The 24,842-nt window shown below is 41.6% G+C and carries 25 protein-coding genes and 1 pseudogene; 12 read left to right on the top strand and 14 right to left on the bottom strand.

From position 1 onward, the window contains the following. Nucleotides 1-35: 35 nt before the first annotated feature. Together hemA and gloB are read right to left on the bottom strand one after the other, a co-directional pair. Nucleotides 36-1,340 (bottom strand): glutamyl-tRNA reductase, encoded by a 1,305-nt coding sequence (hemA, locus tag ELZ61_RS06360; RefSeq protein ID WP_126372253.1) that lies wholly within the window; start codon nt 1,338-1,340, stop codon nt 36-38. A gap of 147 nt (nt 1,341-1,487) precedes the next feature. Then, nucleotides 1,488-2,189 carry a hydroxyacylglutathione hydrolase gene (gene gloB / locus ELZ61_RS06355; RefSeq protein WP_126372251.1) on the bottom strand — a complete coding sequence of 234 codons (702 nt, stop codon included), beginning with the start codon at nt 2,187-2,189 and terminating at the stop codon, nt 1,488-1,490. Between the two features lie 17 nt (nt 2,190-2,206). Here gloB and ELZ61_RS06350 point away from each other — a divergent pair, with 17 nt between their 5' ends. From ELZ61_RS06350 to nrdB, 4 genes are all read left to right on the top strand, one after another. Further along, complete coding sequence (locus tag ELZ61_RS06350; protein ID WP_126372249.1) at nt 2,207-2,938, top strand: class I SAM-dependent methyltransferase; 732 nt, start codon at nt 2,207-2,209, stop codon at nt 2,936-2,938. A gap of 124 nt (nt 2,939-3,062) precedes the next feature. Then, complete coding sequence (gene ycaO, locus ELZ61_RS06345; protein ID WP_126372247.1) at nt 3,063-4,832, top strand: 30S ribosomal protein S12 methylthiotransferase accessory factor YcaO; 1,770 nt, start codon at nt 3,063-3,065, stop codon at nt 4,830-4,832. 134 nt (nt 4,833-4,966) lie between these two features. Further along, a complete protein-coding gene (locus ELZ61_RS06340; RefSeq protein ID WP_126372245.1) occupies nt 4,967-5,389 on the top strand; it encodes a Z-ring associated ZapG family protein in 423 nt (140 codons plus the stop codon). A gap of 162 nt (nt 5,390-5,551) precedes the next feature. Further along, nucleotides 5,552-6,682 (top strand): class Ia ribonucleoside-diphosphate reductase subunit beta, encoded by a 1,131-nt coding sequence (gene nrdB / locus ELZ61_RS06335; RefSeq protein WP_103852957.1) that lies wholly within the window; start codon nt 5,552-5,554, stop codon nt 6,680-6,682. A gap of 104 nt (nt 6,683-6,786) precedes the next feature. Here the strand turns inward: nrdB and yfaE are convergent, their stop codons facing one another. From yfaE to ribH, 7 genes are all read right to left on the bottom strand, one after another. Further along, on the bottom strand, nt 6,787-7,035 hold the full coding sequence (gene yfaE / locus ELZ61_RS06330) for a class I ribonucleotide reductase maintenance protein YfaE (protein ID WP_126372243.1): 249 nt from the start codon (nt 7,033-7,035) through the stop codon (nt 6,787-6,789). Between the two features lie 742 nt (nt 7,036-7,777). Continuing rightward, on the bottom strand, nt 7,778-8,590 hold the full coding sequence (dapB, locus tag ELZ61_RS06320; RefSeq protein WP_126372239.1) for a 4-hydroxy-tetrahydrodipicolinate reductase: 813 nt from the start codon (nt 8,588-8,590) through the stop codon (nt 7,778-7,780). Between the two features lie 12 nt (nt 8,591-8,602). Continuing rightward, complete coding sequence (locus ELZ61_RS06315; RefSeq protein WP_126372237.1) at nt 8,603-9,238, bottom strand: LysE family transporter; 636 nt, start codon at nt 9,236-9,238, stop codon at nt 8,603-8,605. Further along, nucleotides 9,238-9,750: a phosphatidylglycerophosphatase A family protein gene (locus tag ELZ61_RS06310; protein ID WP_126372235.1), complete on the bottom strand. Its 513-nt coding sequence runs from the start codon at nt 9,748-9,750 to the stop codon at nt 9,238-9,240. Before ELZ61_RS06310 ends, ELZ61_RS06315 begins: the two co-directional genes overlap by 1 nt. A gap of 7 nt (nt 9,751-9,757) precedes the next feature. After that, nucleotides 9,758-10,789 carry a thiamine-phosphate kinase gene (thiL, locus tag ELZ61_RS06305; RefSeq protein ID WP_126372233.1) on the bottom strand — a complete coding sequence of 344 codons (1,032 nt, stop codon included), beginning with the start codon at nt 10,787-10,789 and terminating at the stop codon, nt 9,758-9,760. A gap of 21 nt (nt 10,790-10,810) precedes the next feature. Then, complete coding sequence (nusB, locus tag ELZ61_RS06300) at nt 10,811-11,239, bottom strand: transcription antitermination factor NusB (protein ID WP_126373614.1); 429 nt, start codon at nt 11,237-11,239, stop codon at nt 10,811-10,813. Between the two features lie 14 nt (nt 11,240-11,253). Further along, complete coding sequence (gene ribH, locus ELZ61_RS06295) at nt 11,254-11,727, bottom strand: 6,7-dimethyl-8-ribityllumazine synthase (RefSeq protein ID WP_103852964.1); 474 nt, start codon at nt 11,725-11,727, stop codon at nt 11,254-11,256. A gap of 99 nt (nt 11,728-11,826) precedes the next feature. Here ribH and ELZ61_RS06290 point away from each other — a divergent pair, with 99 nt between their 5' ends. The 3 genes and pseudogenes from ELZ61_RS06290 to ELZ61_RS06280 form a co-directional block, all read left to right on the top strand. After that, on the top strand, nt 11,827-12,111 hold the full coding sequence (locus tag ELZ61_RS06290) for a hypothetical protein (protein ID WP_126372231.1): 285 nt from the start codon (nt 11,827-11,829) through the stop codon (nt 12,109-12,111). 561 nt (nt 12,112-12,672) lie between these two features. Continuing rightward, nucleotides 12,673-13,884 (top strand): aromatic amino acid transport family protein, encoded by a 1,212-nt coding sequence (locus tag ELZ61_RS06285; RefSeq protein WP_126372229.1) that lies wholly within the window; start codon nt 12,673-12,675, stop codon nt 13,882-13,884. A 422-nt stretch (nt 13,885-14,306) separates the two neighbouring features. After that, nucleotides 14,307-14,684 (top strand): annotated as a pseudogene (locus ELZ61_RS06280) (IS1595 family transposase); the annotation flags it as partial. 72 nt (nt 14,685-14,756) lie between these two features. Here ELZ61_RS06280 and ELZ61_RS06275 read toward each other — a convergent pair. Next, the gene (locus tag ELZ61_RS06275) at nt 14,757-14,978 is read right to left on the bottom strand and encodes a hypothetical protein (RefSeq protein WP_103855080.1); all 222 of its coding nucleotides are present in this window, start codon (nt 14,976-14,978) and stop codon (nt 14,757-14,759) included. Nucleotides 14,979-15,313: 335 nt separating this feature from the next. On the opposite strand from ELZ61_RS06275, the gene ELZ61_RS06270 reads away from it, so the two are divergent. Beyond that, nucleotides 15,314-17,548 carry a nitric-oxide reductase large subunit gene (locus ELZ61_RS06270; protein WP_126372227.1) on the top strand — a complete coding sequence of 745 codons (2,235 nt, stop codon included), beginning with the start codon at nt 15,314-15,316 and terminating at the stop codon, nt 17,546-17,548. A gap of 146 nt (nt 17,549-17,694) precedes the next feature. Here the strand turns inward: ELZ61_RS06270 and ELZ61_RS06265 are convergent, their stop codons facing one another. After that, nucleotides 17,695-18,057 carry an NAD(P)-dependent oxidoreductase gene (locus ELZ61_RS06265; RefSeq protein ID WP_197717452.1) on the bottom strand — a complete coding sequence of 121 codons (363 nt, stop codon included), beginning with the start codon at nt 18,055-18,057 and terminating at the stop codon, nt 17,695-17,697. Nucleotides 18,058-18,083: 26 nt separating this feature from the next. Here ELZ61_RS06265 and ELZ61_RS06260 point away from each other — a divergent pair. Continuing rightward, nucleotides 18,084-19,411, top strand: a protein-coding gene (locus ELZ61_RS06260) for an IS3 family transposase (protein ID WP_126372225.1) whose coding sequence is annotated in 2 segments (ribosomal slippage) — nt 18,084-18,534 and nt 18,534-19,411 — 1,329 coding nt in all. Because the reading frame shifts where the segments join, the coding sequence is not laid out codon by codon here. On the opposite strand, the gene ELZ61_RS06255 is transcribed toward ELZ61_RS06260, so the two are convergent. After that, complete coding sequence (locus ELZ61_RS06255; protein ID WP_126372223.1) at nt 19,373-19,744, bottom strand: NAD(P)H-binding protein; 372 nt, start codon at nt 19,742-19,744, stop codon at nt 19,373-19,375. The two genes, ELZ61_RS06260 and ELZ61_RS06255, sit on opposite strands and share 39 nt — an antisense overlap. Before the next feature lie 146 nt (nt 19,745-19,890). On the opposite strand from ELZ61_RS06255, the gene ELZ61_RS06250 reads away from it, so the two are divergent. Next, nucleotides 19,891-20,226, top strand: coding sequence for a winged helix-turn-helix transcriptional regulator (locus tag ELZ61_RS06250; protein WP_126372221.1), 336 nt, complete (start codon nt 19,891-19,893; stop codon nt 20,224-20,226). A gap of 126 nt (nt 20,227-20,352) precedes the next feature. Here ELZ61_RS06250 and thrS read toward each other — a convergent pair whose 3' ends face one another. Together thrS and grxB are read right to left on the bottom strand one after the other, a co-directional pair. After that, nucleotides 20,353-22,293: a threonine--tRNA ligase gene (gene thrS / locus ELZ61_RS06245; protein WP_126372219.1), complete on the bottom strand. Its 1,941-nt coding sequence runs from the start codon at nt 22,291-22,293 to the stop codon at nt 20,353-20,355. A gap of 227 nt (nt 22,294-22,520) precedes the next feature. Further along, nucleotides 22,521-23,171: a glutaredoxin 2 gene (grxB, locus tag ELZ61_RS06240; protein ID WP_126372217.1), complete on the bottom strand. Its 651-nt coding sequence runs from the start codon at nt 23,169-23,171 to the stop codon at nt 22,521-22,523. A 152-nt stretch (nt 23,172-23,323) separates the two neighbouring features. Between grxB and ELZ61_RS06235 the strand changes: the two genes are divergently transcribed. Both ELZ61_RS06235 and hxpB read left to right on the top strand, forming a co-directional pair. Beyond that, nucleotides 23,324-24,193 (top strand): fructosamine kinase family protein, encoded by an 870-nt coding sequence (locus ELZ61_RS06235; RefSeq protein ID WP_126372215.1) that lies wholly within the window; start codon nt 23,324-23,326, stop codon nt 24,191-24,193. After that, entirely contained in the window at nt 24,190-24,837 is a 648-nt protein-coding gene (gene hxpB, locus ELZ61_RS06230; protein WP_126372213.1) for a hexitol phosphatase HxpB, read from the top strand. Before ELZ61_RS06235 ends, hxpB begins: the two co-directional genes overlap by 4 nt. Nucleotides 24,838-24,842: the final 5 nt, after the last annotated feature.

Here is a 24,842-nt window from a genome sequence, read left to right as displayed (position 1 = left end):
ATAAAGTGCGGTGTAAAATAAGGCGATTTTTCGCCTTATTCTGGTTTGGTTTGAATTTCTTGCGAAAAGGCTTGCAAGCCTTGTGCGTTGCCGGATTTCACCATGGCTTGCATTGCTTGGGTTGGGGTGTGGATCAATTTGTTCATTAGTTTGTAGCTTAATTCTTGCAAAATTTGCTCCGCACTTTCACCTTGCTGTAAGGCACTCAAGGCTTTTTCTAGCATTTCTTGGCGGGTTTGCTCCGCTTCTTCACGATAACGGCGAATTAAATTAGAAAATTGATGCACCTTGAGCCATTCAAAAAAGGCTTGGTTTTCTTCATCAATAATCTGTTCTGCCTCGGCAGAAGCCTGTTCACGCTGGGTGAGATTGCGCTGAATGATATTCTGCAAATCATCAACGGTGTAATGATAAACGCTTTCCACTTCGCCTGCGCTTTCTTCTACATCACGCGGCACGGCAATATCAACAATTAGCATTGGATTATAACAACGCTTTTTCTGTGCGTGCTGCACCATTGCTTGGCTGATTAGCGTGTTTGGGCTGCCTGTTGAGCTGATCACAATATCGGCCTGATCTAAGCCTGCTTGAAGATCATCTAGCCCTACCACACGAATTTTCTGTGCCGATCCTAGCTTTTCCACTAACTGTTCAGCGCGAGCAAGGGTTCGGTTGGCAATGGTTAAACTTTTCACGCCGTGGCGTAATAAATGGCGCGCTACCAATTCGATGGTTTCGCCCGCGCCAACAAGTAAAATATTCAGCTGACGTAAACTATCAAAAATTTGACGCGCGAGCGTGCAGGCGGTATAGGCCACCGACACGGCATTTTCACCGATACTGGTTTCCGTGCGCACACGCTTTGCCGTGGAAAAGGTTTTTTGGAATAAGCGAGAAAGCTGGCCAGAAATCGCACCTTGATGTTGCTGATAATAATCTTCACTCAACTGATAAGCTTGTTTCACTTGCCCTAAAATTTGTGGCTCACCCAATACAAGGGAATCCAATCCGCACGCGACACGCATTAAATGTTGCGTAGCAAACTGGTTTTGTTTGACATAAAGACTATGGTTGAGTTCTTCTTTATCAAGCTGATGAATTTCGCTCAGCCAGTCAATACATTGGCGTTGCCATTGGGCATCATCTTGTGGGGAAATGGCTTTATTATGAAAATACACTTCCGTGCGGTTGCAGGTGGACAAAATCACAGCGCTGTCTGCCAAAGCAGCTTGCTCAATTTGTTGCAACGCCTGCTGACGTTTCTCATCAGAAAACGCCACTTTTTCACGCAATGCCACAGAAGCGGTTTTATGGTTAATGCCTAAAACAAGAATTGTCATAAATTAATTGAAATTTGACCGCACTTTCGGTCAAGCCCCCACAAAATAAAAAGAAAGAAAATAAAAACTTGCTCATTCTAAGCAATTATTTGCCATTGAGCAAATAGGATTGCCCTTTCGTAGCGAAAAGCAAAATTTTTGTTCAATTTACTGCTGATCTTTTAATTGTCGCCATTGGGTAAATTGCGCCAAATTTTCTGCTTGTAAGAACGGATTGATTCGTTTTTCTAGCCCTAAGGTGGTAGGTAAACTTGGCTGGTGCTGTTGGCGTAGATCAGCAATTTTCGCTACATAATCTGTCAAAAATACCGATTTTGGCAACACTTTCTCGGCAAACTGTAAATTGCTTAAGGTATATTCGTGCGCAGGGCAAACAATAGTGCTATCAAGCAAGGCTTTGAGCCGCTGGAGCGAATCAAACATTTGTGCGTAATCCCCCGTAAACACGCGGCCACAGCCGCCGGAAAATAAGGTATCACCACAAAATAAATGGCCGTCCACCACAAAACTCACGTGATTTTCCGTGTGTCCGCCCGAGGGCAGCACTTGGATTTGATAATGCGTGGTGCGAATTTCCCCTTCATTAATGATTTGCGTTGCGCCCAAGTCTGCGGTTTCTTGTGGGCCAAACACAGGGACATTAGGATAATGCCGTTTAAATTCTGCCAAGCCGCCAACGTGATCTTGATGCTTATGGGTAAGTAGCACCGCTTCCACTTCAAGCTGATGTTGCTGTAAATAAGCAAGCAAAGGCGCGCTTTCTGCGATGTCGATCACAATTACAGGTAAATTTTCTCGTGCATACAGCCAAATATAGTTATCATCAAGGGCAGGAATGGGTACTAACATATTGATCCTTATTAAAAATGAAGTGGAATATTCTAAACAATGCGCAAATAGAAACACCGCTAAGCTGGCAACAGGTGCCACAAGGTGCGCGCTATTGTAGCCTAATTCAGCAATATTTAACAAAGCACTTTGCACAAATTTCGGGAGATTATTGCCTCAAATTGGGCGCGTTAAGTGGTGAAGTGGCATATTATCCTTGCGATCAACAAATTATTGTGAGCGAAAAAATTCCGCAAAATTTGACCGCACTTTCACAATGCCCCCATATTGATATTGTGAAAGCTCAAGCCACGGCACTGCCTTTTATTGATGAATGTTTCTCCGCCTGCTTACTCGCACACGGCTTGCATTTCACCGCTGATCCGCACCAAGTGTTACGCGAAACTACGCGCACGCTCAATCAAGACGGGATCTTATTTCTTTCCTTATTTAATCCGCTCAGCCTGTTTTCCCTTAAACAACATTTGCCTTTTGGCACAAATAAATTGCCGTTTTACCCTTATTTTGCCACTAGGATTGTGGATTGGCTAAGCCTGCTCAATTTCGATCTACTTGATCAGCAATGCTTATCCTTGCAAGGGAAACTCCATTATTTTGGCGAAATGATGATCATTGTGGCGCAAAAGCGCACGTTACCAATGACCTTAAATCCCCAAACATCGTCCTTTTCCCCTGTTCTCAACCCTGCCAATGCGTTTCGCCAAGCTGCCAAAGCGGAAAGGCTCATCAAAAACAACTCATTGAAATAACAAGCTAGTTTTGCTTTTTAACAGGATTTCCCCTTGCTGAATAGGCGAAACTTGCCTATTATGCACGGCTCAATATGATTCGCCTCTTAGATAACGAATAATACGAAATGACGGAGAACACGAAATGACCGAACAAACCTTTATTCCCGGCAAAGATGCCGCTCTTGAAGATAGCATTGCAAAATTTCAGCAAAAATTGACCGCACTTGGTTTCGATATTGAAGAAGCCTCGTGGCTCAATCCCGTGCCGAATGTTTGGTCTGTGCATATTCGTGATAAAGATTGCCCGCAATGCTTCACTAACGGTAAAGGGGCGAGCAAAAAAGCCGCGCTGGCTTCTGCCTTAGGGGAATATTTTGAACGTCTTTCCACCAACTATTTCTTTGCCGATTATTACCTAGGGCAAGATCTCGCCAATGCGCCTTTTGTGCATTATCCCAATGAAAAATGGTTTGAAATTGAAGATGAAACCGAACTGCCTGAGGGCATTTTAGATGAGCATTTATTGGCTTATTATGATCCCAACGGCGAATTGACGCCAGATTTATTGATCGATCTCCAATCGGGCAATGCAGAACGTGGCATTGTGGCAATGCCTTATGTACGTCAATCCGATAACCAAACGGTGTATATTCCACAAAGTATTATCGCTAATCTTTATGTTTCCAATGGAATGTCCGCAGGCAACAGCTTGTTTGAAGCACGTGTGCAAGGGCTTTCAGAAGTATTTGAGCGTTATGTGAAAAACAAAATCATTGCAGAGGCCATTAGCTTGCCGCTCATTCCGCAAGATGTAATGCAGCGCTACCCTGCGGTGCAAGAAGCCATTGCAACCCTTGAGCAAGAAGGCTTTCCAATTCTCGCTTACGATGCGTCCTTAGGGGGGAAATATCCTGTAATCTGTGTGGTGCTGCTCAATCCACAAAATGGCACTTGCTTTGCCTCTTTCGGCGCGCACCCTAATTTTGGCGTGGCATTGGAACGCACGGTAACTGAATTATTACAAGGCCGCAGCTTGAAAGATCTTGATGTGTTCACGCCGCCCTCTTTCAATAATGATGATGTGGCGGAACACGCCAATTTGGAAACACATTTTATTGATTCAAGCGGTTTAATTTCTTGGGATTTATTTAAACAAGAGAGCGATTATCCTTTTGTGGACTGGGATTTTTCTGGCACAACAGAGCAAGAATATCAAAATCTGATGGCGATTTTCCAAGCGCTCAATCAGGAAGTGTATATTATGGATTATCAGCATCTCGGCGTTTACGCTTGCCGCATTATTGTGCCGGGAATGTCGGATATTTACCCAGCGGACGATTTAATCTACGCCAATAACAATATGGGAATGGATTGGCGCGAGATCTTGCTTGATCTGCCCCATTTCCACCACGATAAAGACACTTATCAAGAATTACTTGATGAGCTTGATGAACAAGGCATTGATGATGCTACCCGCGTGCGTGAGTTTATTGGCATCGTGCCACCGCCAAAATCAGGCTGGACAACCTTGCGTATTGGTGAACTCAAAGCAATGCTCTATCTTGCCACACAAGATTTAGAAAATGCCTTAGATTGGGCTAACTGGACGCTGAATATGAATCAATCAGTGTTCACGCCAGAACGTGCGAATTATTACCGCTGTTTAGTCAATAGCCTAGAATTATTCCTAGATGAAAACCGCGATCCTGCTCAATATCGTGCGGTATTTGAGAAAATGTATGGCAAAAGTGCGGTGGAATTTGCTTGGAATGCTATTCAAGGCGGCAATCCGTTCTATGATTTATTGGCTGATGATGAGCATTTACAACAATTCCACGCGCATCAAAAATTACTCAACGCCTATCATAAATTGCAAAAAGCCAAAGCAGACTATTGGCAAAGTGCAGTTTAAGATAAAATAGAAAATAAGGCGTGCAACCGCCGCCTTATTTATCCAATGTATTTTTTTGTGATCTGTGCCAAAGAAATAAATTGAAATTAAGGTTATGATACAAAAGGTTCTTTTCTTACCATAAGGAGTTTTTTATGCAAAATTGGACACCCGAAATGTGGCAACCTGCCCTAATTGGTTTAGTAGTAGGTTTTGTCCTCGCTTATTTATTATTACGCTTTACTAAGGATTCAGTGAAAAAACAAGTGAAAACGGAAGCTGAATTACAAAAAGTAAAATCCGAATTGGATCAACAAAAACAACATTTGGAAAAACATTTTTCTGAAAGTGCAGATTTATTGAAAACCCTCGCGCAGGATTATCAAAAACTGTATCAACATTTAGCGACCTCTTCTGTTCAGCTATTACCTCAATTAGAAAATAAATCATTATTTGAAAACCAACTCGAACAAAAAAAACCAGAAGAAACTACCACAGAAACCGAAAACAGCTCTGAAGAAAATGCCCCAAGAGATTATTCTGAAGGATCTTCAGGTATCTTAAAAGCCGAAAAATAGTCCTTAATGATTTCCTAACCCTTTGAAAAGCGGTGAGTTTTAAAACAACTCGCCGTTTTTATTGTTCGCTAATTTCAAGAATATATAAAACCCATTAAACGAATCAGATTTTTAGTGTAAAATACGAGCCATTCTCAATTAAAAAGATGTAAGGATATTTCTATGGCATACACCACTTTCTCACAAACCAAAAACGATCAACTCAAAGAGCCAATGTTCTTCGGGCAAAATGTCAACGTGGCACGTTACGATCAACAAAAATACGAAACCTTTGAAAAACTGATTGAAAAACAACTTTCTTTCTTCTGGCGTCCAGAAGAAGTGGACGTGTCGCAAGATCGCATTGACTATGCAGCACTGCCTGAACACGAAAAACATATTTTTATCAGTAACTTAAAGTATCAAACTCTGCTTGATTCTATTCAAGGTCGTAGCCCAAATGTGGCGCTATTGCCATTGGTTTCTATTCCTGAACTGGAAACGTGGATCGAAACTTGGACGTTCTCTGAAACCATTCACAGCCGTTCATATACGCATATTATTCGTAATATCGTCAATGATCCGTCCATCGTTTTTGATGATATTGTAACTAACGAAGAAATCATCAAACGTGCGAAAGACATCTCCGCCTATTATGATGATTTAATCCGCGACAGCCAGCTTTACAGCCTTTATGGTGAAGGCACTTACACCGTGGACGGCAAAGAATGTGTCGTCACCCTGCGCAATCTGAAAAAACAACTTTACCTCTGCTTAATGAGCGTAAACGCCTTAGAAGCCATTCGTTTCTATGTGTCTTTCGCCTGCTCTTTCGCCTTTGCTGAACGCAAACTGATGGAAGGTAACGCGAAAATCATCAAATTTATCGCCCGTGATGAAGCCTTACATTTAACTGGCACTCAACACATTCTAAACATTATGGCCGCAGGGCAAGATGATCCTGAAATGGCTGAAATTGCCGAAGAATGTAAGCAAGAAGCCTATGAACTTTTCCTAGCTGCCGCGGAACAAGAGAAAGAATGGGCTGATTATTTATTTAAAGATGGTTCAATGATCGGCCTAAATAAAGATATTTTAGTGCAATATGTGGAATACATCACCAATATCCGTATGCAAGCAGTCGGCTTACCATTGCCATTTGAAGCGCGTTCGAACCCAATCCCTTGGATCAACGCGTGGTTGGTGTCGGACAATGTACAAGTCGCCCCACAAGAAGTGGAAGTGAGTTCCTATCTTGTAGGTCAAATTGATTCAAAAGTTGATACCAGCGATTTTGGGGATTTTGATCTGTAATAAATTTAAGGAGAATTTTGACCGCACTTTTAGATAACTAAAAGTGCGGTTATTTTTTTCTTTGTTTTTTAGATTGCGCTTTAAGTTTGTAAAAACTATCTACCTCATAACTCCAACTCCAAATCACTTTCCACTTGGCAGCAGCAAAGTAGCACTTCGTTTTCATTTACAAAAGCAAGTGGTGGTTCATTATAGCGGACTTTTCCCTTTTTTATTTTTGTGCGACAAGCACCGCAATAACCCGAACGGCACTGATATTCAGGATAAATGCCGTTAATTTCTAATTTTTGAAGTAACGGCATTTCGTTGTGGTGTTCAAGGGTGATGTTTTGTTTTAATAGGGTGATTTTCATTTTTTAAAGTGGGATATTGAAATAATCGTATTTGAGTGAAATTTTCTTTTTCTGCGTTAAATTATTTTTCTTTGAGATTGATAACGGGTTTCGCCGTTGGCGACTTCCTTTCTTTTGCTTACCCAAAAGAAAGGAAGCAAAGAAAAGGGAACCCCGATCAAACCGCTTTTTCCTCATTCCAATAAAATTTTCTTTACGAAAAATCAGCCTGATGTTCGCTTCGCTCTCGCTCGGCGTGATTTTTCTAAAAATTTTATCTCCACTCGGGCGGTTTGGACGGGGAATACGGTTAAGGCAAATTTTAAAGTGCGGTGGGAATTTTTGAAGTTTTAAAATTTTATGAAAAATGACCGCATTTTTTATTTTGCAAAATAGGAAAATAAATCTTTTCTCCTACTTTGCTCTAATTTTCAAACAAAATGTAGAAGAGAGAAAGGATTAATCTCCCGTGTAAATTGCCTTCATTTTTAACAAATTTTTAGAAAAGTAACGCCTGAACGCAGCGTAGCGAGTATGGGCTTACTTTTCGTTAAGAAAATTTGTTAAAAATGAAGATAAGCAATTTAGTCAGGGGCTTTTTTCTTTGCCTACTTTCTTTTGAGCAAGCAAAAGAAAGTAGGTCGCTCAACGAGCGAAACACGTTATTTATCCCAAAGAAAAAAGCAAAAAACAAAGTGCGGTCATTTTCCACGGAATTTTAAAAAATCCCAAAATTCCCACCGCACTTTTAATTCAACAAACCTTAAAGCTCATTCAAACTCAACACATCTGTCATATCAAACAGGCCTTTTTCTTTGCCCTCGAGCCATTTGGCGGCACGCACGGCGCCGTTGGCGAAGGTCATTCGGCTTGAGGCTTTGTGAGAGATTTCCACACGTTCGCCAATATCGGCAAACCATACGCTATGCTCACCCACTACATCGCTAGCGCGAATGGTGGCGAAGCCGATTTCATCGCGTTTGCGTTCGCCTGTGATGCCATCGCGGCAGAACACGCCGTGGGTTTTAAGATCACGTCCTAGCACCTTAGCAATATGCTCGCCCATTGATAATGCTGTGCCAGAAGGGGCATCGACTTTATGGCGATGGTGGGCCTCAATAATTTCAATATCGCAATAGTCGCCCATTACTTTGGCGACTTTTTCGAGCAATTTAAACACTAAATTGACGCCAACACTGTAATTAGAAGCAAATACAATGGCAATTTTTTCTGCGGCAGAATGGATTGCGGCTTTGCCTGCATCATCAAAACCGGTTGTACCGATAACGATATTTTTGTTGTGTTGAACACAAAATGCAAGATGAGATAGCGTGCCTTCAGGGCGGGTGAAATCAATGATTAAATCGAAATGATCTTTTTCTGCGTTTAAATCATCAGAAACTTTCACGCCAAGTTGTCCAACGCCTGCTAATTCACCTGCATCTGCGCCTACTAATGATGAGCCTTCGCGTTCAAAAGCTGCGCCTAATTCCACGCCTTCTGCGCTATGTACGGCTTGAATTAATTGGCGTCCCATACGGCCACCTGCACCTACCACGGCAATTTTTAATGTCATTTTCTACTCCTGTTACGAGGTGAGTTCAATAATGGTGGTTAAGCCTGAATAAATCAGTTCGCCACCGAAAAATAGGAAAACTAAACCGGCAAAATTGTCAATATAACGATTATACCGATTGTAAAAATCTCGCACGATTTGACGAGAAAAGAAAAACGCAATCAGTACAAAATATAAAAAGCTTTCTAATCCTAATAGGAAAATAATCAACCACATTTCTGCTGTATTAGAAATGTTTGCCATAAAACCTGATACAACACTGCTAAAAAAGACAATCACTTTAGCATTACTAAGATTAATGAATAATCCTTTCATTACTTCAGTAAAAAAGGCGGTTTGTTTTTGCTTTTGCCGATTGGCATCGGCTAAATGTGCATTTTGGGTTACTTGTAACATTTTAATGCCACAATAACTCAAATAACTTCCTCCTAAGCACATAATGAGATATTGAGTAAAGTGATTTGTTTGATTAATCAATGCTAAACCAAAAATCACCACAGCAGACCAAAATAAAATCCCAAGTCCAATACCTAAAGCCCCTGCAATAGCATTACGATGGGTTTCACTCGCTGCCTTACGACTCACATAAAAAAAATCAGGGCCGGGGCTGAGCAAACCTGCAAGATTAACTAATAATACGGTCAACATTATAGAAAGATCTCTAATAAAATATAAAACAATAGATAAATCGTGATAATACTATAAATTGCTGCAAGGACATCATCAATCATAATCCCAAATCCACTTTTCAACTTACGATCAAAATAGCGAATAGGGTAAGGTTTTAGGATGTCAAAAAAGCGAAATACAACAAAACCTGTGATACATAACAGCCAATTAACTTCAGGTAAAAAACCAAGCACAATAAAAATACCAACAAATTCGTCCCACACAATCGCACCGTGATCGTGAACTCCCATATCATCAGCGGTTTTCTGGCAAATAAAGCAACCAGCCACAAAACAAAGTGCGGTGAAAAAAAGGAAAATTTTTAATGGCATTATTTGCAAGAGCGCCGCGCCAATTAGCGTGGCGGCTAAACTTCCCCAAGTGCCAGGGGCGGGGCGAAGCAAACCTGAGCCAAACCCAACTGCCAGTAAATGCACGGGATTGGTTAAAGAAAGTCGGTTACGGGGATCTTGTTGGACTGTATTTTGCATAATTTTTCTATTTAAAATGATCGAAACCGCCGGTATGCGCGACGTCCACCTCTTGCCCATTACGTTGAAAAACAAGGCGTTTTTTGCCATTTGGGCGTAACGCGCGGAGCTGGCCGATACAGGTATAATTCACACCAATGTGTTTTAAATGCTGATCTAGTTTTTCACGCTGACGATCTGGCACGGTAAAACATAGCTCATAATCTTCACCGCCAGTTAAGGCAAACTGCTCTGCTTGGGCGCGCCCGAAGGTGTTAATCAAGGCATTGGACAACGGCAATTTATCTAAATTTATCACCGCACTACATTGGCTACGTTCTAAAATATGCCCCAGATCGGCAATCAAACCGTCTGAAATATCAATGGCAGAACTAGCAAGGGCGGATACTGCTAATTCCAAGCCAAGCAACACTCTGGGTGTCGGGCGAAGGTGGCGTTGAATTAAATAATCGCGCTCAAAATCTGTCCCATTTTGCACCGCACTTTGCGCTTTCATAGGTATTTCCTTTACGGAATTCAGCAATAAAGCCAAGCCCCCTGCGCTATCGCCTAGGGTGCCAGACACATAAACCCAATCCCCCACATTAGCACTGTGGCGACATAACGCTTTGCCTTTGGGGATAATGCCCTGTGCAGTGATGCTAATAACGTGCAACGCGCCTTTGGTCGTATCGCCGCCAATCAGATCCACATTATAGTGATCCAACACGTCAAAAAAACTTTGGCTAAACGCTTGCAGCCATTGGTGATCAATATGGGGTAAGGTTAACGCAAGGGAAAACCACGCAGGTTCTGCGCCCATTGCAGCCAGATCGCTTAAATTGGTCGCAGCGGCTTTATAAGCCAGATCGGCGGGAGAAATAGATGGCAGAAAATGGGTATTTTCCACCATAGTGTCCGTTGTAATGGCAATGCGTTGATTTTGCCGATGTTCGGTAATCGCACAATCATCACCAATGGCAACAATCACATCTTTACGGGAAGGGCGCTTAGACGCATTAAAATATCGTTTAATTAGATCAAATTCGCCTTCATTCATTGGCTTCCTTCCCTGAAATGATTATTTACGCGATAATGCAGGTGCAACTTTATCCAATACACCATTCACATAACGGTGGCTGTCATCTGCCCCGAATACTTTTGCCACTTCAATGGCTTCATTGATTGCCACTTTATAAGGCACGTCTAGCTCGAATTTCAGTTCATACACTGCTAAACGCAAAATCGCACGCTCGATGGGATCTAATTCCTCAAGGCTACGATCCAAATAAGGGGTCATTGCCGCTTCAACCGCTTCAATATTTTCTGCGGTTTGACGCAATAATTTGCGGAAATAAGGCATATCCACGCCTTGCATATCCTGCTCGGTAATAAACGCTAATTCCACTTCTTCAATAGGATTTTGCGACACATACCAAGAATAAAGGGCTTGCACCGCACATTCTCTGGCACGGCGGCGCTGGCTTGGTTTCTTTACTTTATCGTTCATTGCAAATTCAGCCATTATGCGTTATCAATTTGTGCTAATAAGTTGATCATTTCTAAAGCCACTAATGCCGCTTCTGCGCCTTTATTGCCCGCTTTTGTGCCTGCACGTTCAATGGCTTGTTCAATATTTTCAGTGGTTAGCACGCCAAACGCTACTGGAATTTCCGCTTGCATCGCCACTTGGCCTAAACCGCTGCTCGCTTCGCCTGCTACATATTCAAAATGCGCTGTACCACCGCGGATCACCGTGCCTAATGCCACAATCGCATCATATTTTTTGCTCTCCGCTAAACGGCGAGCCACTAATGGCAACTCATAAGCCCCCGGTGCGCGCACTAAGGTGATGTTTTCATCTTTTACTTGTCCAACACGTTTTAAGGCATCTAACGCACCTTCTAATAAACTTTCATTAATAAAGCTGTTAAAACGAGCAATCACCACCGCAACTTTGGCATTTGGTGCTGCAATCGCGCCTTCTAATACTTTCATAATCTGTCCTATGTTTGATGTTATGGAAATAGGGGCGGATTTTATCATAAAAAATTAAGGTTGAGATATTTTATTCTTGGGGTTGGAGAGATTTTCTTTGTGGATAAGAATGAAGTTCATTTGTTAAGCGTGGCAAGCCTTGTTTGTGCTAAATCGCTTTTTTCTTTGGGATTGATAACGGGTTTCGCCGTTGGCGACTTCCTTTCTTTTGCGTTCCCAAAAGGAAGCAAAGAAAAGGGAACCCCGATCAAACCGCTTTTTCCTCATTCCAATAAAATTTTCTTAACGAAAAATCAGCCTGATGTTCGCTACGCTCTCGCTCGGCGTGATTTTTCTAAAAATTTTATCTCCATTCGGGCGGTTTGGACGGGGAAATTCAGTTAGGGCAAATTTAAAGTGCGGTGGAAATTCTTTGAATTTATTAGAAGTTAGAAAGTACAAAGAAAATTTTCTCGCCCCAGCCACGGTGTGGCTGTGTTATCTAACCACCTACGGCTCGTAGGTGGTGAAATGTCTTCCAGAACAAATCTCCCCTACCCCCTCTTTGCTAAAGAGGGGGATTGGTAGGTGCAACCTATTGAAAGCGTATTATCATCTCCCGTGTAAATTGCCTTCATTTTTAACAAATTTTTAGAAAAGTAACGCCTGAACGCAGCGTAGCGAGTATGGGCTTACTTTTCGTGAAGAAAATTTGCTAAAAATGAAGATAAGCAATTTAGTCGGGGGCTTTTTTCTTTGCCTACTTTCTTTTGAGCAAGCAAAAGAAAGTAGGTCGCTCAACGAGCGAAATCCGTTATCAATCCCAAAGAAAAAAGTCATTTAACGCAAAAAACAACCATCAATCCCAATTTGTAAAGAAATAAAAACACCCTGTAAAAAAATGATTACATTTTCTAAAAAGTGCGGTAAAATCTACCGCACTTTTAGTTTAACTAGGAAAATATTATGAAAAACAAGACATTTGGAAGTGCCTTGCTTGTTGCGGGGACGACAATTGGGGCGGGGATGTTGGCGATGCCGCTCACTTCGGCAGAAATGGGCTTTGGCTATACCCTTGCGTTACTCTTTATCCTGTGGATTTTGCTTTCTTACAGTGCGTTACTCTTTGTTGAAGTGTATCAAAAAGCAGAACGCAAAGACGCAGGAATTGCGACACTCGCTGAACAATACTTCGGTATTACAGGGCGTGTGTTAGCGACCCTTTCGCTAGTGATTTTTATGTACGCCATTCTTTCCGCCTATGTAACAGGTGGCGGTTCGTTATTAGCGGGATTATTGCCATTTTTAGGGGATAATGCCACATCAATTTCTATCGTGCTATTCACTGTAGTGCTAGGCGTATTTATCGTCATCAGCACTGGTGCGGTGGACGCACTCACCCGTTTATTATTCGTGATTAAACTGGTGGCGTTTGTGTTGGTGTTGGCAATGATGTTGCCATTGGTAACAAGCGATAACTTGCTTGCAATGCCATTGAAAGATTTCTTGATTGTATCGGCAAGCCCTGTGTTCTTCACGTCATTTGGCTTCCACGTTATTATTCCTAGTATTAACAAATACTTAGATGGCGATATTAAACGTTTACGCATTGCTATTATCGGCGGTACGGCGATTCCATTAGTGGCCTATATTTTATGGCAAATGGCAACCCACGGCGTGTTCCCGCAATCGGAATTCGTGCGAATTGTAAATAATGATCCAACCTTGAACGGCTTAATCAATGCGACATTCCAAGCCACAGGTAGCTCATTAATCAGTGGTGCGGTGAGAACATTCTCGACCCTCGCATTGGTAACCTCATTCCTTGGTGTGGCATTATCGCTGTTTGACTGCTTAGACGATTTATTAAAACGTGTAAACATTAAAGCGCACCGTATTCAGCTAGGTTTATTAACCTTTATTCCACCGTTGGCATTTGCGCTATTCTACCCAGACGGCTTTATCGCCGCCCTTGGCTATGCAGGACAAATGTTCACCTTCTACGGCTTAGTATTGCCTGTGGGCTTGGCGTGGCGCGCAAGAAAACGTTATCCAGATTTACCATATCGCGTAATGGGCGGTGGTTTAGGCTTAATTCTTGCGCTGTTATTAGGTTTATTAATTATGAATGTACCGTTCTTAATCCAAGCAGGTTATTTACCACAAGTAATTGGTTAATAGATTAATTTAACAGAAAATTTCACTTAAGCCGATCGTCAGATCGGCTTTTTTATCCATATCACAAGCATTACACCTAAAAAGCATTATTATTTTTATTAAAACTGCTTTTCAAAAATATAGAATTAGCAAAATTTATCTCACCTTTTTATCCTATTATGAATATCAGATTTACACCGATTGCAATGGCCGTTGCCCTTGCCTTACATAGCCCTTTGCTCTTTTCCCTTGATCGCCAAAGTGCAGTGGAAAAATTAAAAAATTTAGCCGAAAACTCGCCAATAGAAGTCAATTGGCAAGACACCTATCGCACGGCAACAAGTGATTTTGTTAAACTTGCAAGAGCGATTCACGTTGATACTGGGGTGGATTTACGTTCTTTCAAATCAGAAGAAATTTACCCTAAAGCCTTTATCTCGAATGGGCTTTTAAAACGCAATGGTAGGGTTTACACCGTCGCGGTGCCAAATACCCAATCTGCAACATTGTTGCCAATCATTCGCGAGCAAGTAAAGCCTGATAGTATTGTTTATACCGATACTTATCGTAGTTATGATTTGCTTGATGTGAGTGAATTTAGCCATATCAACCACAGCACACATTTTGCTGAAAATCATAACCACATTAATGGAATTGAGAATTTTTGGAGCCAAGCAAAACGCCATTTACGCAAATTTAATGGCATTCCTAAAACCCATTTTGAGCTTTATTTAAAGGAATGCGAATGGCGTTTTAATTACAGTGACATAAAAACTCAAATTCCCATTTTAAAACAACTAGTTAAAGGGAGTTTAGTCTAGTTATCTAGGACAGCCCCAAATATTTATAGTGAGCATAAAAAACCTGCTTATTCTCACAAGCAGGTTTTATTCTTAGCTCACCACATAAGGAATGTTGGTGATGCCTGATTCAGCTAAAGCCGCAATCACATCAGGGGCTTCTACGTTTTCGCCGAAAACGGCAACTACTTCTGCCACATCTTCGCCTTTTTGCTTAGTTTCTTCAGCAGACAACGCACCGATATTTAGCAACTCTGACACTAAATCGTGAGCAAAAATACGCGTAGTTGTAAAGGTAATAGTTAAATTACTCATAAAAATTTCCTTTGTAAATAATAAATCAAACAATAGTCTTTGCTATTGCTACGCTGGCGATTTTAGCATTATCTCCTTATAACAAGCGATAAATATTTTTGAAATTTATTAGGATTTTTAACCGCACCTTATTTCCCGTTATTCTTACTTCTTAAAAAGGAAGAAACTTCTGACAAAATTTGATCTAAGACAAAGAAATGCCATTTTACTCTGCATAGTAAAAAATACTTGATAAAATTAGTAAGGTATTAATTCGTACTGTCATATGGATATCATTCGACAGCATTTTTTCTGAGCTGCAAATGCTCTATTTACTTAAACTATGGAGATCTATTATGGGGCAATACAAAAAGCTCTGGTACACCCTAATTGTGGTGCTTATCGGTGCATTTTCTATTCTCGGTTATTTTGGAGTGGATATTTATCGTGAAGCACCACCCATTCCAGAAAAATATGTCAATGCCAATGGCGAAACCTTGATAACTAAACAAGATATTTTGCAAGGCCAAACGGCGTGGCAAACAACGGGGGGAATGCAACTTGGTTCAATTTGGGGACACGGCGCTTACCAAGCCCCCGATTGGACGGCAGACTGGTTACACCGAGAACTCACCAATTGGTTAGACATTACCGCACAAAAAGAATTTGGTAAAAATTTTGATGCTTTAGATGATGATCAAAAGGCTGTGTTACAATCTCGCTTAACCCGCGAATATCGTGGTAGCAAAGTTGAAAATGGTGCGGTGCAATTATCTGATACTCGTCAACAAGCTATTGAAAAAACAGCACAATATTATATTTCCTTATACGGTGATGATCCGCAATTTAAACTCACTCGCGATCATTTTGCGATGAAAGATAACACTCTGCCGGCATTATCGGATCGTCAAGATTTAACCAAGTTTTTCTTCTGGACAGCTTGGACTGCTTCGGCTAATCGTCCAAATACAGATGCCACTTACACCAATAACTGGCCGCACGAACCACTCATTAATAATGTACCAACGGCAGAAAATATTATGTGGTCGATTGCCAGTATCGTTTTCTTGATCCTAGGGATTGGAATGATGGTTTGGGTGTGGGCATTCAAGAAAAAAGAAGATGAAAAAGATCCAACACCAGATGTGGTTGATCCGCTCACTAAAATTCAGCTTACCCCTTCACAAAAAGCCTTGGGTAAATATCTATTCACCGTGGTCGCATTATTCATTGCACAAGTTACCTTTGGTACAATCGTGGCCCATTACACGGTAGAAGGACAAGATTTCTACGGTATTCCACTTTCTGAATATTTACCTTATTCCTTAATTCGCACTTGGCACGTTCAAAGTGCATTATTCTGGATCGCAATGGCATTCTTAGCTGGTGGCTTATTCCTTGCGCCGATTATCAATGGTGGCAAAGATCCAAAATATCAAAAACTCGGTGTCGATATTCTATTTTGGGCGTTAGTTGTCTTAGTTGTGGGATCATTTACTGGTAGCTATTTGGCGATTGCGCACCAAATTCCAAAAGAACTGAGCTTTATGTTCGGTCATCAAGGCTATGAATTTATCGATCTCGGACGCTTCTGGCAGGCAGTAAAATATGCAGGTATTTTATTCTGGCTAGTCCTAATGCTACGCGGCACTATCAATGCCTTCAAACAACCTGGTGATAAAAACCTACTTGCCTTGTTCTTTGCTTCTGTTATCGCCATTGGTTTATTCTATGGCCCGGCCTTATTCTATGGCGAACACACTCATTTATCTGTGATGGAATATTGGCGTTGGTGGGTGGTACACCTTTGGGTTGAAGGTTTCTTTGAAGTATTCTCCGTGGCGGCACTTTCCTTTATTTTTGTGAGCTTAGGCTTGGTTTCACGCCGTACTGCAACCGTTTCCACTATTGCGTCAGCATCAATCTTCTTAATTGGCGGTATTCCTGGCACATTCCACCATCTGTATTTTGCAGGAGCAACCACGCCGATTATCGCTGTTGGTGCATCGTTCTCTGCGTTAGAAGTTGTACCACTCGTGTTACTCGGGTATGAAGCTTGGGAGCATTGGTCAATGCAACAAAAAGCACCTTGGATGGAACGCTTAAAATGGCCAATTTACTGCTTTGTCGCCGTGGCGTTTTGGAATATGTTAGGTGCTGGCGTATTTGGTTTCTTAATCAATCCACCTATCTCGCTTTACTATGTCCAAGGGCTAAACACAACGGCAGTACACGCACACGCTGCGTTATTTGGGGTTTATGGCTTCCTTGCTCTTGGCTTTGTGTTTCTCATCGTGCGTTACTTACGTCCAAGCATTCAATTTGACGACAAACTGATGAAATTTGGTTTCTGGAGTTTAAATATCGGCTTAGTCGTGATGATTATTTCAAGCCTTTTACCAATTGGCGTAATCCAAGCCCACGCCAATATGGTACACGGTTTATGGTATGCACGCGGTGAAGAATTTATGCAGCAAGATCTTTTCGTTACCCTACGCTGGGTGCGTATCCTAGGCGATGTGATTTTCGGCTTAGGCGCCCTTGCTTTCTTCTGGCAAATGGTGAAAATGGTTTTTGCAAGACAGAAATAATCCATATATCAAATAAAAATCCTCACTGATATGTGGGGATTTTTTAGGCTCAGTTTATACAAAAATTGTAAAAAATAAGTGCGGTGAAAAATTCCAAAATTTTCTACCGCACTTTGTTTTTTTAAGGGCTCTACGTTTTCAGAAACTTACGATAACACCGAAATGCGTTCGCGAATGTGTTTGCCATTCAATGCTTCATCAATCATCGCAATGGCATAATCGGCATAGCTCACATAGCTTTCGCCTTTTTCATTTACACTGAACACTTCTCCAGCCAATCGGTATGCGCCTGTTTTTGCCCCTTCAGGATCGAACACCGCTGCAGGGCTAAGATAAGTCCATTGCACATCATCACGCTTACGCAATTCTGCCAATGCCTGTGCCATTGCTTGAGCTAAAGGTTTATATTCTGCTGGGAAATCTGGCGTATCAACAAGTTGTACGGCTAGGCTAGCATCAGTATAAAGGCTACCTGCTCTGATCTGCACCCCAAAAGTTGGACTAAACAACCAATTGATTAAGGTGCAGATTTTTTATGACTAAATATACTCAACGTTTCAAACAACAAGTGCTCGACTTTTATCATCAAAATGGAAAAAACCGTTCGCTTACTCGCCAGTATTTTCAGCTTCCCCAAAGCACGTTAGCACGTTGGATTGCGAAATTTAATCATAATGGAATCAATGGATTAGCTGTGTTAGGTAAAAAACGATATTATTCTGTTGAGTTTAAATTAAAGGTTATTCAAGCTATCAAAAAAGGCCAGTGCTCCGCTGAAGCCGCCTGCTTTCGCTTTGATATCCCCAGTTCAGGGATAATTAGTCAATGGTTGCAACGCTTTGAAAAACAAGGTATAGATGGGTTATTACTCAAACCTAAAGGTCGTCCAAGTATGAAACTCAACTCACCTAAAATGCCACCAACGCCCAAAACAGAAGAAGAACGCTTGCGTTACCGAATTTTGGAATTAGAAGCGGAGAATACAATGCTAAAAAAGTTGCAGGAACTCAACCAACAAAAAATGCAGAAAAAGCCGTCATCGTAAATGCCTTACGCTCGCGTTTCCCGTTGGAATTGTTACTCAGGCTAATCGGATTGGCACGCAGTTCGTTCTTTTATCATCTCAAGCCAAAGTCGGATAAAAATGTAGCGATTTCACAGAAAATAGAGGAAATTTATCGCAAAAATGACGAAAATTATGGTTATCGTCGAATTACCTTGGAATTAAGGAAATACTTGATTATCAACCACAAAAGGGTGCAAGCGATAATGCAACGTTTGGGGTTAAAAGGAAAAAGTAAGCAGAAAAAATATCGTTCTTACCAAGGCAAAGTGGGACAAATTGCCGATAATCTGTTGCAACGGGATTTTACGGCAACGATGCCGAATGAGAAGTGGGTAACGGATATCACCGAGTTCAAATGTGCGGAAGGCAAAGTGTATTTATCGCCGATTAAAGACTTGTTTAATAACGAAATTATTGCTTATAATGTGGCGAGAAGTCCGAATTTTGAGCAGATAACCAGAATGTTGACCCAGGCGGTGAACCGATTAGCGGGGGAAAAACCGATACTGCATTCCGACCAAGGATGGCAGTATCAAATGATGAGTTATCGGGAGATATTGAAAAAATACGGTATTAAGCAAAGTATGTCGAGAAAAGGCAATTGCCTTGATAATGGTGCGATGGAAAGCTTTTTCGGGCGATTGAAGACGGAATGTTACTTTGGCAAGCGGTTTGAAACCTTTGAACAGCTTGAAAAAGTGATTCACGAGTACATTCATTACTACAACAATGAGCGTATTCAAGTGAAGCTCAAAGGACTAAGCCCTGTGGAATACAGAACTCAGTCCTTGAATTAAATTAGAATATAGTCTAACTTTTTGGGGGCAGATCACTCCGCCTACAACAAGCAAACGCACCTTTGTTCCCGCCAAAATATCACATAAATGGGCAAGCGATGTGCTATGTTGTGGTAAAGTTTCTGGCGTCCACGCAGCAAAAGCATCAATTACCACATTAAAGCCTGCAAGATCTGCTTTGGTTAAATCAAACAAATCTTTTTTAAGCACTTGTTGTGCCGTGCTGTGATTTTCACCGCGTACCACTGCGGTAACCTCTAAACCACGCGCTACTGCTTCAGCTACGATCAAACGCCCTGCTTTTCCATTTGCACCAATTACTGCGACTTTCATTTTTTTCTCCTGTTTAATGATAAAAATTGTTGTATCTCGTTTTTGTTGAGCGTGATAATATCCCCCTAGCAAACAAAAAGAAAGTAAGCACCAAAAAGTGCGGTAGTTACCTTAAAGAAACTCATATTGAAAAATAAGGAAAAATTATGAAAGAAAAAGAGAAAAAATTACCTGATTGTGAAGTAGAAATTACCTTAATGATGATGAGTGAACGCTGGCGTGTGTTAATTATTCGTGAACTATTATCTGGCACAAAGCGTTTTGGGGAATTGAAAAAAACCTTAAATGGCATTTCGCAAAAAGTGCTAACAGCGAATTTAAGAGCAATGGAAACGCAAGGATTATTAACGCGGAAAGTCTATGCAGAAGTGCCACCAAGAGTGGAATATACACTGACAGAAGACGGCAAAAGCCTAAAAAGCGTGCTGACAGCAATGGCGGTGTGGGGTGAGCATTATCGTCAAAAATATCAAGAGAAATAAAATCGGGAAAAAATCACCGCACTGATTAAAAACGCCAAAACGCTTAAAAGTGCGGTGATTTTTCGGTAGTTTTCTTATTACAAAATAAAAGCGAGCATTTAGCTCGCTTTCTTATTTTTTTGTGAATTAATCTTGTCCAAGCTCACCTAGCAATTTTAACTCGCGGTTTTTCACTTGGTTTTTCAGAATTTCAGTGAATTCTGCCACGGTGAACGTGCCTAAATCAGCGCCTTTACGAGTACGCACGGCGATTTTGCCCTCGGCAATTTCTTTATCGCCACAAACTAACATATAAGGTACGCGTTTTAAGGTGTGTTCACGGATTTTAAAGCCGATTTTTTCATTGCGTAAATCCGCTTTGGCACGCAAGCCTGCGTCAGAAAGAGCTTTCACCACGTCTTTCACATAATCCGCTTGGCTGTCGGTAATGTTCATCACCACCGCTTGGGTTGGTGCAAGCCAAGGTGGGAAGAAGCCAGCGTAATCTTCGGTAATAATACCGATAAAACGCTCTAATGAACCTAAAATCGCACGGTGGATCATCACTGGCGTTTTGCGATCATTGTCTTCTGCCACATAAGAGGCATTTAAACGACCCGGTAAGGCGAAATCAAGCTGGATTGTGCCACATTGCCATTCACGATCAAGGCTATCACGCAAGGCAAATTCAATTTTCGGCCCATAGAATGCCCCTTCGCCCTCTTGAATTTCGTATTCTAAGCCATTGTGTTTTAAGGCGTTGGCTAAGCCTTGCTCTGCTCTGTCCCACATTTCATCAGAACCGATGCGTTTTTCTGGACGAGTAGAAAGTTTTACTTGAATATTGTTGAAACCAAAGGTGCTGTAAATATCGTAAACCATACGGATACAACTAGTTACTTCGCTTTCAATTTGATCTTCGGTACAGAAAATATGCGCATCATCTTGAGTAAAACCGCGTACACGCATTAAACCGTGCAATGAACCTGATGGCTCATTACGGTGGCACGAACCAAATTCCGCCATACGAATTGGCAGATCGCGATAAGATTTCAAGCCTTGGTTAAAAATTTGCACGTGTCCAGGGCAGTTCATTGGCTTAATAGCATATTCACGGTTTTCTGATGAAGTCGTAAACATTAAATCACCGTAGTTTTGCCAGTGGCCTGTTTTTTCCCATAACACACGATCCATCATAAATGGGCCTTTTACTTCTTGATAATCGTACTCTTTTAATTTGGTACGCACGAAGGTTTCAAGCTCACGGAAAATCGTCCAACCGTCATTGTGCCAGAACACCATCCCTGGTGCTTCTTCTTGCATATGATAAAGATCAAGGGCTTTACCAATTTTACGGTGATCGCGTTTTGCCGCTTCTTCTAAACGTTGCAAATAGGCCGCCAATTGTTTTTTATCCGCCCACGCTGTGCCGTAAATACGCTGTAACATCTTGTTTTTGCTGTCGCCACGCCAGTATGCACCCGCCACTTTTTGTAATTTAAAGTTATGACAAAAACGCATATTTGGCACGTGCGGCCCACGACACATATCAATATATTCTTGGTGATGATAAAGCGCTGGCGTTGCGGTTTTTTCGATGTTTTCATCTAAAATTGCCATTTTATACGGCTCACCGCGCTGTTCAAACGTATCTCTTGCTTCTTGCCAACTTACTCGTTTTTTCACCACGTCATAGTTGGTTTTTGCCAGCTCGTGCATTCTTTTTTCAATGGCATCAAGATCTTCTTGCGTTAAAGAGCGGTCTAAATCCACGTCATAATAGAAACCGTTTTCAATGGTTGGCCCGATCGCCATTTTCACATCAGGGAAAAGCTGTTTAATCGCGTGTCCTAATAAATGCGCGCAAGAGTGGCGAATAATTTCTAATCCGTCTTCATCTTTTGCGGTGATGATTTCTAAATTGGCATCTTGATCAATCAGATCGCACGCATCACGGCGTTCACCGTTCACACGCCCAGCGATGGTCGCCTTGGCTAAACCTGCACCAATATCCTGTGCCACTTCAAGCACAGTAACGGGTTTATCAAATTGGCGCTGTGAGCCATCGGGTAAAGTAATAATTGGCATATTAAATCCTTATACAGTGGTTACCCATACGAGAGGTAACTTGTTGATTAAAATAAAAATAAAGTAAAAAAGCACCGCACTTTGTTATACCTACAATGTATTTTTCGCACCGTGCTTTATAGGTTATCGAATTGCTTTTGCAATGACTTTCGATGCAAGCTTGCGATCATACGCTATTTTGCGCTGAAAACCAACTTTCTGCCCCATTTTACCGGGCTTTTTGTGGGTTAAACCGCTTTATCGAAATATAATTCCACTTGAGCTAATTTCGCCATTGTTTCCACATAAGCCCGTGTTTTCGGCGGGAAATTCAGCCCTTTCACACAAGTGAGATTACGCAGCATTGGGAAAAGCAAAATATCTTCCATAGAAAGCTGATCATTTGCGCCATTTTCTGACAAAATCAAATACTCAAGTGCGGTGAAATCTTGCTGTAATTTTTCGATATATTGGGCAGAATTTGCCAGATTTTCGGCGAAATCACCAATACTTTCCGTTTTCTTTTTAACGAAATAATCCACCGCACTTTGGGTAGCAAATTCAGGTAAGCCTAATTTCACAAAACGCGGTAATAAAAGATGGTTATAATAACGGCTCACTGCCTGCATCCACGCTTGCAGATCGCTACGCACATCATCATCTGGCAACAACAGATCACCATAATTTTGATCCACATAATGGACAATATCCAAACTTTCTGGCATTGCCGTGCCGTCTTCTTTAATCAAAATTGGTGCCATTTTTTTGCCGATGAGTGCGACTGGCGTGGCTTCGTCATCACTCAATAACACTTGCTCTTCCACTGGCAAATTTTTCAAGCCAAAAATCATTCTGGCACGCACGCAGAATGGACAATGATCATAAACGTATAATTTCATTTTTTGCTTCCTACTAAACAATTTAAGCGAATAGACGCTACCTTACCGCAAATTTTTCTCTCCGCAAATAAAAAACTTGAAGTTCATCACAGATTATTTTGCCCATTTCCTTTATGATCAAGGCGTGGCGCAAGTTGAATATGGGGGGACTTATGTGGAAATCAATTTCTCAAGTTTTAGCCGAACATCTTGGTGCATATTATTTTATCAAGCAAAAACGCAAAGTGCATACTGGCGAAATGCACGAAGCTTGGATTATTGATGATGGAATCCAGCCCGTTTTTGTGAAAATTAATGAAAAATCCTACCGCTCTATGTTTCGTGCCGAAGCCGATCAGCTGGAATTACTAGCCAAAACAGGGACGATTCAAGTACCGCAAGTTTACGGCGTAGGCTGTTCACAAAACCACAGTTTTTTACTGCTCGAAGCTCTTCCTTTCAGCGAACCTAACGCGCAATCAATGGCACAATTTGGCACGCAATTAGCCAACTTGCACCAATGGGGCAATGCCGAGCATTATGGGCTCGATTTTGACACTTGGCTTGGGCCGGTTTATCAGCCAAATGGTTGGTCGGATAATTGGGCGAAATTTTTCAGCGAACAACGTATTGGCTGGCAATTACAGATCTGTAAAGAGAAAGGTTTAGCGTTTACTGATATTGATAAATTAGTCGCCGTTGTCGCCAAAGGGCTAGCTAAACATCAGCCAAAACCGGCCTTGTTGCACGGCAATCTTTGGATTGAAAACTGTGCTGTGGCAAATGGTCAACCTTTTACTTACGATCCTGCCTGTTACTGGGGTGATCACGAGTGTGATCTGGCATTTAGTGAATTATTCCAACCGTTTCCTGAAACATTCTATCAAAATTATCACCGCACTTTGCCGATTGACGAAGGCTATGCGCAACGCAAACCGCTTTATCAGCTTTATTATTTGTTAAATTTTAGTCATCGCTTTTCTGCTCATTATGTGGCGCTCACCAACGCGATCATTGAAAAAATACTCAAGGGGAATCTATGAAATTTCAAGCAGTAATCTTCGATATGGACGGTGTTCTGATTGATTCCGAACCTTTTTGGAAACAAGCGGGCGTGGAAGTATTTGGGCAAATTGGTATTCCTGTTAGCTTGCAAGAAATGCAAGAACTCACGGGAATGCCAGCTCTTGGCATTGTCAAAACCGTTTATCAACGCTATCAACAAATGCCTGTTCCTGTTGAAGAAATGGTCAAACGAATGAATGACTGCGCCATTTCAATGATTTTAGAAAATAAGCCGTTAATGCCAAATGTGCCAGAAACCCTTGAAAAACTCACCGCACTTGGTTGTAAGCTGGCGGTTGCTTCCGCTTCGCCACGTTATTTATTGGAACAAATCACCGAACGCTGCGGCATTGCGTCTTATTTCCAGTATCTCTCATCAGCCACAGAATTAGATTACAACAAACCGCACCCGCAGGTTTATTTACACGCGGCACAACAATTAGGTGTTGAATCCCAAGCCTGTTTAGGCGTTGAAGATTCCGTGTTAGGAATGACTGCGGTAAAAGCCGCTTCAATGCGCTGCGCTGTTATCCCAGCTCCCGTTGAACGCAAGGATCCACGTTGGGCATTAGCGGATTATCAACTAGAACAGCTAGCTCAAATTCCTGAGATTTGTGCATAAAAAAG

This window comes from Avibacterium volantium (assembly GCF_900635775.1).
Classification (GTDB): domain Bacteria; phylum Pseudomonadota; class Gammaproteobacteria; order Enterobacterales; family Pasteurellaceae; genus Avibacterium; species Avibacterium volantium.
Note: the sequence above shows the minus strand (reverse complement) of the source record. Positions and strands in the feature narration are given on the sequence as shown.

Coding starts and splice junctions, on each gene's coding strand:
- hemA (WP_126372253.1), bottom strand. CDS start 1,340: ATGACAATTCTTGTTTTAGGCATTAACCATAAAACCGCTTCTGTGGCA.
- gloB (WP_126372251.1), bottom strand. CDS start 2,189: ATGTTAGTACCCATTCCTGCCCTTGATGATAACTATATTTGGCTGTAT.
- ELZ61_RS06350 (WP_126372249.1), top strand. CDS start 2,207: ATGAAGTGGAATATTCTAAACAATGCGCAAATAGAAACACCGCTAAGC.
- ycaO (WP_126372247.1), top strand. CDS start 3,063: ATGACCGAACAAACCTTTATTCCCGGCAAAGATGCCGCTCTTGAAGAT.
- ELZ61_RS06340 (WP_126372245.1), top strand. CDS start 4,967: ATGCAAAATTGGACACCCGAAATGTGGCAACCTGCCCTAATTGGTTTA.
- nrdB (WP_103852957.1), top strand. CDS start 5,552: ATGGCATACACCACTTTCTCACAAACCAAAAACGATCAACTCAAAGAG.
- yfaE (WP_126372243.1), bottom strand. CDS start 7,035: ATGAAAATCACCCTATTAAAACAAAACATCACCCTTGAACACCACAAC.
- dapB (WP_126372239.1), bottom strand. CDS start 8,590: ATGACATTAAAAATTGCCGTGGTAGGTGCAGGTGGCCGTATGGGACGC.
- ELZ61_RS06315 (WP_126372237.1), bottom strand. CDS start 9,238: ATGTTGACCGTATTATTAGTTAATCTTGCAGGTTTGCTCAGCCCCGGC.
- ELZ61_RS06310 (WP_126372235.1), bottom strand. CDS start 9,750: ATGCAAAATACAGTCCAACAAGATCCCCGTAACCGACTTTCTTTAACC.
- thiL (WP_126372233.1), bottom strand. CDS start 10,789: ATGAATGAAGGCGAATTTGATCTAATTAAACGATATTTTAATGCGTCT.
- nusB (WP_126373614.1), bottom strand. CDS start 11,239: ATGAACGATAAAGTAAAGAAACCAAGCCAGCGCCGCCGTGCCAGAGAA.
- ribH (WP_103852964.1), bottom strand. CDS start 11,727: ATGAAAGTATTAGAAGGCGCGATTGCAGCACCAAATGCCAAAGTTGCG.
- ELZ61_RS06285 (WP_126372229.1), top strand. CDS start 12,673: ATGAAAAACAAGACATTTGGAAGTGCCTTGCTTGTTGCGGGGACGACA.
- ELZ61_RS06275 (WP_103855080.1), bottom strand. CDS start 14,978: ATGAGTAATTTAACTATTACCTTTACAACTACGCGTATTTTTGCTCAC.
- ELZ61_RS06270 (WP_126372227.1), top strand. CDS start 15,314: ATGGGGCAATACAAAAAGCTCTGGTACACCCTAATTGTGGTGCTTATC.
- ELZ61_RS06255 (WP_126372223.1), bottom strand. CDS start 19,744: ATGAAAGTCGCAGTAATTGGTGCAAATGGAAAAGCAGGGCGTTTGATC.
- ELZ61_RS06250 (WP_126372221.1), top strand. CDS start 19,891: ATGAAAGAAAAAGAGAAAAAATTACCTGATTGTGAAGTAGAAATTACC.
- thrS (WP_126372219.1), bottom strand. CDS start 22,293: ATGCCAATTATTACTTTACCCGATGGCTCACAGCGCCAATTTGATAAA.
- grxB (WP_126372217.1), bottom strand. CDS start 23,171: ATGAAATTATACGTTTATGATCATTGTCCATTCTGCGTGCGTGCCAGA.
- ELZ61_RS06235 (WP_126372215.1), top strand. CDS start 23,324: ATGTGGAAATCAATTTCTCAAGTTTTAGCCGAACATCTTGGTGCATAT.
- hxpB (WP_126372213.1), top strand. CDS start 24,190: ATGAAATTTCAAGCAGTAATCTTCGATATGGACGGTGTTCTGATTGAT.